The organism is Acinetobacter sp. OYA S30 (assembly GCF_033599315.1).
Lineage (GTDB): Bacteria > Pseudomonadota > Gammaproteobacteria > Pseudomonadales > Moraxellaceae > Acinetobacter > Acinetobacter baumannii.
On sequence record NZ_JAWVAV010000067.1, the window covers coordinates 1 to 9,104 of the forward strand.

At 34.1% G+C, this 9,104-nt stretch carries 12 protein-coding genes; 4 read left to right on the forward strand and 8 right to left on the reverse strand.

Going from position 1 to position 9,104, the window contains the following annotated elements; translation table 11 throughout:
* Nucleotides 1-475 precede the first annotated feature (475 nt).
* Together R5R67_RS18305 and R5R67_RS18310 are read left to right on the forward strand one after the other, a co-directional pair.
* A complete protein-coding gene (locus R5R67_RS18305; RefSeq protein ID WP_000953324.1) occupies nucleotides 476-1,963 on the forward strand; it encodes a SulP family inorganic anion transporter in 1,488 nt (495 codons plus the stop codon).
* 12 nt (nucleotides 1,964-1,975) lie between these two features.
* On the forward strand, nucleotides 1,976-2,827 hold the full coding sequence (locus R5R67_RS18310; RefSeq protein ID WP_000034562.1) for a universal stress protein: 852 nt from the start codon (nucleotides 1,976-1,978) through the stop codon (nucleotides 2,825-2,827).
* Between the two features lie 86 nt (nucleotides 2,828-2,913).
* Here the strand turns inward: R5R67_RS18310 and R5R67_RS18315 are convergent, their stop codons facing one another.
* A complete protein-coding gene (locus tag R5R67_RS18315) occupies nucleotides 2,914-3,105 on the reverse strand; it encodes a hypothetical protein (RefSeq protein ID WP_000102616.1) in 192 nt (63 codons plus the stop codon).
* A 462-nt stretch (nucleotides 3,106-3,567) separates the two neighbouring features.
* Nucleotides 3,568-3,786 carry a hypothetical protein gene (locus R5R67_RS19745; protein ID WP_001005328.1) on the reverse strand — a complete coding sequence of 73 codons (219 nt, stop codon included), beginning with the start codon at nucleotides 3,784-3,786 and terminating at the stop codon, nucleotides 3,568-3,570.
* A 687-nt stretch (nucleotides 3,787-4,473) separates the two neighbouring features.
* Between R5R67_RS19745 and repM the strand changes: the two genes are divergently transcribed.
* Together repM and R5R67_RS18325 are read left to right on the forward strand one after the other, a co-directional pair.
* The gene (repM, locus tag R5R67_RS18320) at nucleotides 4,474-5,397 is read left to right on the forward strand and encodes a replication initiation protein RepM (protein ID WP_000845851.1); all 924 of its coding nucleotides are present in this window, start codon (nucleotides 4,474-4,476) and stop codon (nucleotides 5,395-5,397) included.
* 67 nt (nucleotides 5,398-5,464) lie between these two features.
* Nucleotides 5,465-6,010 carry a plasmid replication DNA-binding protein gene (locus R5R67_RS18325; RefSeq protein ID WP_000736775.1) on the forward strand — a complete coding sequence of 182 codons (546 nt, stop codon included), beginning with the start codon at nucleotides 5,465-5,467 and terminating at the stop codon, nucleotides 6,008-6,010.
* A 238-nt stretch (nucleotides 6,011-6,248) separates the two neighbouring features.
* Here R5R67_RS18325 and R5R67_RS18330 read toward each other — a convergent pair whose 3' ends face one another.
* From R5R67_RS18330 to R5R67_RS18355, 6 genes are all read right to left on the reverse strand, one after another.
* Entirely contained in the window at nucleotides 6,249-6,578 is a 330-nt protein-coding gene (locus tag R5R67_RS18330; RefSeq protein ID WP_000610966.1) for a four-helix bundle copper-binding protein, read from the reverse strand.
* Nucleotides 6,579-6,942: 364 nt separating this feature from the next.
* Nucleotides 6,943-7,455, reverse strand: a complete 513-nt coding sequence (locus R5R67_RS18335; protein ID WP_001089574.1) for an SMI1/KNR4 family protein — start codon at nucleotides 7,453-7,455, stop codon at nucleotides 6,943-6,945.
* A 38-nt stretch (nucleotides 7,456-7,493) separates the two neighbouring features.
* Nucleotides 7,494-8,012, reverse strand: a complete 519-nt coding sequence (locus R5R67_RS18340) for a tetratricopeptide repeat protein (RefSeq protein ID WP_000447195.1) — start codon at nucleotides 8,010-8,012, stop codon at nucleotides 7,494-7,496.
* 174 nt (nucleotides 8,013-8,186) lie between these two features.
* A complete protein-coding gene (locus tag R5R67_RS18345; protein ID WP_000069475.1) occupies nucleotides 8,187-8,396 on the reverse strand; it encodes a hypothetical protein in 210 nt (69 codons plus the stop codon).
* Nucleotides 8,389-8,691, reverse strand: coding sequence for a helix-turn-helix domain-containing protein (locus R5R67_RS18350; protein ID WP_001129974.1), 303 nt, complete (start codon nucleotides 8,689-8,691; stop codon nucleotides 8,389-8,391). Before R5R67_RS18350 ends, R5R67_RS18345 begins: the two co-directional genes overlap by 8 nt.
* Complete coding sequence (locus R5R67_RS18355; RefSeq protein ID WP_000269904.1) at nucleotides 8,684-9,040, reverse strand: type II toxin-antitoxin system RelE/ParE family toxin; 357 nt, start codon at nucleotides 9,038-9,040, stop codon at nucleotides 8,684-8,686. The genes R5R67_RS18350 and R5R67_RS18355 overlap by 8 nt, the downstream gene beginning before the upstream one ends.
* Nucleotides 9,041-9,104 lie beyond the last annotated feature (64 nt).

Consider the following 9,104-nt stretch of genomic DNA (forward strand, 5'->3'; position numbering starts at 1 on the left):
CAAACTCTATGGTATTGCTATTTTTGATTATTTTTTAAACAATTTTATTGGCAAGAAGTATCAAAATTGAGCATAAAAAAACCGACTTGTTTCTAAGTCGGTTGAACGAGGTCGTTCCAGAGGGTATGACTCAATGTAAGCTACTGATCTTAAAGTAATCTTAAAGATCCATTTCGCATAAGCCCCATTATGTTAAATGGGCATAAATCAATTCTAAAATTATCTATGATAATTCTTAGCTTTTACTTCAGTACTGCGTTTAGGGTGGATAGAAAAGGGGCTAGCTGCTATGATTGCCCCCGAAATCCTCCAAAATAGATATCTTTCTTAATATGACACTTACGCCACCATAAGTTTATTTACCTCTTAAATCAGTAAATAACTCATCACTGTCTAGTGATGTGGTGTAGTAGCTTGTGTGTCGTATATATCACATCACTAGCCTTTCTTAAAATTTAAAAAAATAGGCTATTTCATGTTATCCACTATTCGAGAACAATGGTTCTCTAATATTCGCGGGGATGTCCTTGCGGGTATTGTTGTCGCTTTGGCTCTAATTCCTGAAGCAATTGCCTTCTCTATTATTGCAGGTGTCGATCCTAAAGTCGGGTTATACGCTTCATTCTGTATTGCCGTGGTGATTGCTTTCGTAGGTGGTCGCCCTGGTATGATTTCTGGGGCAACCGGTGCCATGGCGTTATTAATGGTAACACTGGTTAAAGAGCATGGTCTGCAATACTTATTAGCAGCCACAATTTTGACAGGATTTATTCAAATCTTAGCCGGCTATCTAAAATTAGGTGCCTTGATGCGGTTTGTATCCAAGTCAGTTGTGATTGGCTTTGTGAATGCCCTGGCTATTCTAATTTTTATGGCTCAATTACCTGAACTCACTAATGTGACATGGCATGTCTATGCGATGACAATTGGTGGTTTAGCCATTATTTATCTATTCCCTTATATTCCAGTGATAGGGAAGCTTTTACCCTCTCCTCTCATCTGTATTGTCTTACTTACGCTCTTTGCCTTATTCATTGGTTTAGATGTAAGAACCGTCGGAGATATGGGGCAATTACCGGATACGCTTCCAATTTTCTTGCTTCCTGATATTCCTTTAAATCTTGAAACCTTAACGATTATTTTGCCTTATTCACTGGGATTAGCAGCCGTAGGTTTGCTTGAATCTATGATGACAGCAACGATTGTCGATGATTTAACAGATACCAATAGTGATAAAAACCGTGAGTGTAAAGGACAAGGCGTTGCCAATATTGCTTCAGGTTTCTTAGGCGGAATGGCAGGCTGTGCCATGATTGGTCAATCGATTATTAATGTGAAATCTGGTGGGGGTACCCGTTTATCTACATTTAGTGCCGGGGTCTTCCTGTTGATTATGGTGGTGTTTATCAGTGACTGGCTTAAAGTCATTCCAATGGCTGCACTGGTTGCTGTCATGATTATGGTATCAATTGGAACATTTAACTGGGATTCTCTGCGCAATATCCGCCAATATCCTCTCTCTAGCAATATCGTGATGATCGTTACAGTCGTCGTAGTTGTTGCCACACATAACCTGGCTTATGGTGTATTAGTCGGTGTTCTTCTTTCTGCATTATTTTTTGCCAATAAAATTGAACGCTATATGGCGATTCAATCTGTATTTGATGAATCAGAAAGCACACGTACTTATACGGTAACAGGTCAAGTGTTCTTCAGTTCAGCAGATAAATTTACTTCTGCATTTGATTTCAAAGAGGCACTTTCAAAAGTGGTGATTGATGTCAGTCAGGCACACTTCTGGGATGTTTCTGCGGTTGCTGCCGTAGATAAAGTGGTCATTAAGTTTAGACGTGAAGGAACAGAAGTCGAACTTATTGGAATGAATGAAGCTAGTAAAACATTAGTCGATAAGTTTGGTATCCATGATAAGCCAGATGCTTTAGATCGCTTAAATAGCCACTAAGAGGGATTAGTTATGTCAAAAATTATTGCATGTATTGATGGATCATTAGTAACAAATACTGTGTGTGATTATGCAGCTTGGTTTAGCGATAAACTTAATTCACCTATTAAACTATTGCATGTCATTGATAAGCCAAAAGCAAAAGCACCACAAGATTTAAGTGGTGCAATTGGTCTAGGAAGTCGAGAAACCTTGCTCAAAGAATTGGTTGAACTCGAAGAACGTAAGGGAAAAATCGAGCTAGAGCATGGCCAGATTCTTCTTCGGGAAGCAAAGAACTATTTATTGGAGAAGTTCTCTATTGATGCTCAAAGTTTTCAACGCCATGGCAGTGTTTTAGAAACAATCATGGGAATGGAAGACGACATTAGAGTTCTTGTTATGGGTAAGCATGGGAATGAAACCGAGCATGATTCCAGTAAAATTGGAACCCATATTGAAAATGTTGTTCGTGCCCTTCATAAACCCGTATTAATAACGTCTGCACCATTTAGTCCACCTAAGTCTTTTTTAATTGCTTTTGATGGAAGTCAGACTGCACGTATTTGTGTAGACAAAATTGCCAATAGCCCTTTATTAAAAAACCTGACAGCTCATCTGGTATATGTTGGTAAGCCAAATAGTGATATGACATCTCAAGTCACTTGGGCAAAAGAGTTGCTTGCAAATAATGGTTTTGATGTCATTGAGAGTGTACTCGAAGGTGATGTCGAGAAATCAATATTAGATTACCAAGAGAAAAACTCTATTGATATGATGGTTATTGGTGCATATGGTCACTCAAAAATACGCCAGTTTTTTATTGGTAGTACGACGACCAAATTGTTATCAAGCTCTACAAAACCAGTATTATTATTAAGATAATTTTTAAAAGATAAAAGGATAGTTTTTAACTATCCCTTTTTTAGATTTTCTAAAATTAACATAATACACCTTATACGAAGCCCAGGTTAATCCTGGGCTTTTTGTTGAATCTGATCATTGGTAGCAAACAGATCAGGATTGGTAATTTTGATGTTTTCCTGACAACTCCTGCAAAGCATCAGCCCAGCAAAAAGTTGTACATGTTCCGTTGATTCACAGAAGGCACATGGCTTAGGAAAAGAGATGATATTGGCTGAATTGACTAATTCTGTTGACATAAGAAGTAACCTTGGATTGTACATATTTATTTTTAATAAATTTCAATACTTTATACCTAATTTAGCCACTAAAATTTGTACATTATTGTATAATCCATGTGTACATATTATTTTTTATAATTTTCATTCACTTAGACCCAAAATAGTATTTATTTTTGTACAACACCATGTACAGAACAATAATCATATAAATCAAATTTTTAGCATAAAAAAGTCCATTAATTTTGTACACAATTCTGAAACTTAAAAATCTAAACTTTCATCAATTTTTTTCATAATTTCAATAAATTAACCTTAATTTTAAGATATATTCTGAAATTTGGTTTGAAAGTTGTTTTTACATTATATTTCAATACTTTAAATCAAAAAATTGGATTTTTTTTGAAAAACTCAATGAAAGTTTATTTTTTATTTAAAAACAACTAGTTATATTAGTTTTTATCCATTTTTTTGAAACAGTTTCTATATGATAAAAAAACCTATAAAAACCATATCTAGCAAAGGTTTGAGGGTTATCATCTTTAGATGCGTGGTGTGTGACAAAAAAATCCCGGCATGTGCCGGATTCTGGATTAGAAAATTGGCTAAAGTGACGTAGGACTGGTGCTTGGTTTTACATGGAAAAAAGTATTTATTTTCTGGTTTATAAAAACGTAAAAAGATCAGTTTTTGTTCATTCATCCAGGTTAAAAATTTCAACCTAAAACTTTAATTATGAAAAGCTTCACAGAAAGCATTCAAATGCGATTTAAGAGCCTTTATCTAAAAAACATAGATCTTATAGCGAAAAACAGAAAACAGCTCAAAAAACGCAAAAGAGAGTGAAGTAAAGAGATGTTTTGACTTTAGATAGCTGCATAGAGCGAGTGTCTACGAGCGAACTATCAAAATTTGCGTCTAGACTCTCTGAAAAACATTTTTTTGCCCTCTTTAGCCTAAGAAAGCTTAATTTTCATGCAGAAATTTGCTCCTGGACCGAGCGTAGCGAGAAAAAAAGCTCATGAGCGAAGCGAATTCCGAGTTGCTTTTGCTTTTTCTTAAAGTCACGCAAGTATTAACCAAAAAATTGCCCCGACGAACTGAGCGAAAGCGAAGTTCAATAGAGTTTGAGCGAAGCGAAAACCAAGGGTAATTTTTCATGACCTGAGCTTTTAAATATTTTTAAATCTTTTAAATGCTTTTAGACATGCTGAAAGCCTTTATTTATAAAATTCTTAGAGACTATAAAACGAGGTTTACCTTGCATTAAAACGAGGTTTACCTTGCATTAAAACGAGGTTTACCTTGCATTAAAACGAGGTTTACCTTGCATTAAGCGAGTTTATGATATAGCCTCGTCTTATTGAATTAAAAATATAACCTTTTCATATGAAAACAGAACTAATAGTTAAAGATAATGCATTAATTAATGCCAGTTATAACCTTGATCTAGTCGAGCAACGGTTAATTCTTCTAGCTATCGTTGAAGCAAGGGAATCGGGTAAGGGAATAAATGCTAATGATCCATTAACAGTTCATGCTGAAAGCTACATCAATCAATTTGGTGTACATCGAAACACGGCTTATCAGGCATTAAAAGATGCTTGTGATGATCTATTTGCAAGACAATTCAGTTATCAAAGTCTTAGTGAAAAAGGCAACATTATTAATCACAAGTCAAGATGGGTGAGTGAAGTCGCTTATATTGATAATGAAGCGGTTGTTAGACTTATTTTTGCTCCCGCTATCGTGCCTTTAATTACAAGACTAGAAGAACAATTTACAAAGTATGAAATACAACAAATAAGCAATTTAACAAGTGCTTATGCCGTTCGGTTATATGAGATATTGATTGCATGGCGTAGTACAGGAAAAACGCCTCTTATAACTTTGTCTGATTTCAGACAAAAAATAGGTGTACTCGATACTGAATACAAACGAATGTATGACTTTAAAAAATATGTCTTAGACATTGCATTAAAGCAAGTAAATGAACATACCGACATTACTGTTAAAGTTGAACAGCATAAGACTGGTAGATCAATTACAGGTTTTTCATTTAGCTTTAAACAAAAAAAATCAGTGACGAAGTCAGCTAAAAGTATAGGTGTAAGCGAAGATATAACGATCACTTTAACAGATGCACAACGCTATTCATTTGCGAGTAAATTGTCAGAGCTTCCAGAAATGGGAAAACTTTCACAAGGCACCGAAAGCTATGAACAATTTGCTGTACGGATTGCAGATATGCTAAAACAGCCGGAGAAATTAAAAGAACTTACTCCATTACTTCGAAAAGTTGGCTTTCAATAAATGATGTCAATTGACATTGTAAAGTTGACAGTCAAGTATTAACACAAATTGAAAACTGGTTTACATAATGAAAAAACTGTCAGTTTCAGAGTTGGCTAAGCTTTACGGATATTCACGACAAGCCATATATGCCCATATAAACAAAGGAAATTTATCTAAAGGATCTGATGGATTAATTGACTTCGCAGAAGCCATAAGAGTTTTTGGGGAACCACAAAAGAAAGATACTAATGTCAATCAAAGTCAATCAATTAACAGTCAAAACTTGACAGAAGTTGACCTATTAAAACGTCAAGTTGACATACTGGAAAAACAGTTAAATCAAGCACTGTTTAGAGAAAATCAATCACTAGAACGTGAATCGTTTTATCAAGATCAGATCGAGGCCATGCAGCGCTTACTAGAAGCACCAAAAGCCAATATGACTACGTTTACCGATCAAGAACAGTCGCAAGCGAATGTAGCTCAAGTACAGCCAGAACCTAATATTGATGATCCTAAACATGACGGATTGACTACTCCAGAGAATAAGCGCATTCCTGTTCCAGAGCATGTTGAACCAGAGCCTAAAAAGCGTGGCTTCTGGAGTCGTTTTTTTCTTCCATATGGTTAACTTAGGCTAAATAAAACCGTGGAACATTGCTCAATAAATAAGCGTGGAACGTGAAAAATCATAAAAAAAACCCACCTTGGGGAAGATGGGCTATAAACTAGAAACTACAGCATTGATTTCTAAGGAAAATTATAACACATTTCGTATAAGGTGTATTATGTTAATTTTAGGAAAGGCTCTAGACTAGCAGAATGATTATGTTAGTCTAGAGCCATATAATTAACATTATTGAAGTATTTTACATGGCAATTTTTCGACATTCTTCTGCACACTGACGGCAAGCCTCAGCACATTTTTTACAATAATCATGTGAATGTTTTTCACACTCTTCCGCACAATATTCACAGATCTTAGCACAAAGCTCACAAATCTCTTTGAGGAAAGGTGAGTTATGTTGTTGCATACGCACACATAACTGACAAATATCTGCACATTCTAGACAACGTTGAATACATTCACGCATCATCTCTAAATCTTTTTCTTTTAAACAAGAAGTTGCACATTCAGTACAAATAAGTGAACAGTTTGTACATGCAGAAATACACTCTGAAAATTCCGTATTAATCATTTTTTACTCTCAATTTATATAATCAAAGAAATAATTAAAACATAATTTTTTTCTACTAATTATTTTAAATTATTAGTAAATGTAATACATAATGTTAATTTATATGAATAATGTTAATTTTAACTAAATCTTATTTATATTCCAAATTATTAAAAAACAGTTTTTAATTAGGCTAGATGATCAAGTATCAAAAGCAGCTATTCTTAAAATAACTGCAATAATTTTATCACTTTAAAAATAGATTTTCCCTCTATTTAACATAATGTGCGTTATATGAAATTCAAAAAATGATACTATTTTTGTGATAATTAAATAAATTTTAGGTGAACATAAGTTAAATAGAGCTTATATCGGCCATATAATTTTAAGGTTCCCAGAATTTATCACCCTGAGTTTCATAAAATTTACTAATGAATTCTTGAAAAGTATTAGCAACAATGTACCAGTCTTGTCTTTGATCTATAGGTAAGACAACAAAAATAGAGCCGTAATCATCACTATTAGGATCACATCGAACTAACAATAAGTCTGAATCTCCATAGAATTCTCCAATAATTAAGTCACTTTGAAGAGCGTCATTATTACGATTACTTTTATAAATTTTTGAAGCAAAAATTACTTCCTCAATAGAATATAATTTTAAGCCCCATTGTCCGTATTCTTGATCTTTAAATAGATCTGCACCATTAGATACTGTATAAAAATCCTCTAATACTTTTGGTAAAAGTACTTGGGGTATTTGTGGGTAAATTTTGCTTTTTAGGTTTAATGAACACTGCAAAGGAAAGGGACATTCCCTACCTCTCTGAATAGCTTTCTTAGGTTCAATCTCCCATTCATTATGTATTTTTTCTATAATTTCATGAACACTATTCATTTATTAGACTCTTAAAAAATCCTTAACTTTTACTAAAATTAATTTTCAGACTTATCCCACCAACTTTGAGCTAAATCAGTATTTTTAGGAATGCCTATACCATCACGATACATAGCGGAAAGACTTCGCATTGCTTTCTTATTACCTAACTTTGCAGCCTTTTCACGAAGTTCTAAAGCTTTCTTAATATTAACTTCTATTCCGCTATCTGCGCGAGTATATAGGTCAGCTAACTCAACCATTGATTCAGAATGACCATTTTCTGAAGCTTTCTGAAACCACTTAAAAGCTTTTTGGAAATGTTCTAAAGAATCGTTTTTGTCATCATCCTCTATTAATCTAGCATAGGTAACATATCCATCAGCTAACCAAAACATTGCTGCTACATTTCCATTTTCAGCTGATTTAATAGCCCAAATTTCAGCTTGATTTTCATCTGAATCAACACCATGACCATATAGATAAATCTCAGCTAATTCTAACTGGGCAGAAGTATCTCCACTTTCTGCTTTCGCTAATAAATCATTAGAAAAAACAGGTTCTGCAAATGTTTCCATTGAAAGGCAAACTCCTAAAGCCATAAAAATATTTACTAATTTATTCAATTCTTAACCTTTAAATTAAACTCTTAGGCTTGTATGTTTTTACATCATACCTAAAAGAAAACTCTAAAATTAGAGTATATTTTTAGTCCTATTTAACATAGAAACTCTTATGCGAATCTAGAAGGATTAAGCTATTTCGTAATATTTTAACCAATAAGCATTGTCAAAAATATCAATGTAATAGCTTGGCCTCTTACAATGTGAAAAATATTCACAGCATAAATCTCTAATAATTTCAATTTCTTCTAGGCTATCGGCAGCATTGACTAAAAATATAAATTTGTCTAAGTTAACAAGTAATTTAGTACTATTTTTCAAAGGTTTATTATTAGACATTGAACCCTATGTGTTTTCCTGTTGGAAGCTCTACATCAATACGAAGTTTTCCACCCATTGCTTCAACATACTTTTTCATCGTTGAAATTTTAAGATCATGACCACGATTTTCGATTGCTGATAATGACGGCTGTTTAATTCCAAGGGTTGCAGCTAGTTCTTTCTGGGAAATTTCTAACTCTTCTCGGATAAGGTGAAGCTGACTTTCTAAAAGTAATTCATCAGCCATTTTTTGAATACGAGCTTGACTCTCTGGAGAGCGACTAGCCAATAATTCTTGTAAGCTCTTAGCCATTAGATTGATCTCCTAAAGTTGAGAGATGAAGTGCGTATTGCTCATCTGCAATTGCTAGCATCTCTGTATAAAAACGCTTTTTATTACTCTTATCACCAATACACAGCACAATCGCTTGTCTTAGGGGATCGAATGCAAAAAATGCCCTTAACGGTTTACCACGATGCTGAACACGTAGTTCCTTCATATTGGTAAATTTAGAATCGTAGACGGTATCTACTAAAGGACGACCTAAACTAGGCCCTTGCTGTTGTAGAACAACCAATGCAGCTAAGACTTTCTCTTGTGTTGCTTCATCTTGCTGTTCAAGCCATTCATTAAACAGATCCGTTGTAATGACTGTCCACATATTACAATCACAATATAGATTACAGTCTATATATTAAATCTGATTGAATGACTTTGCAAATGGC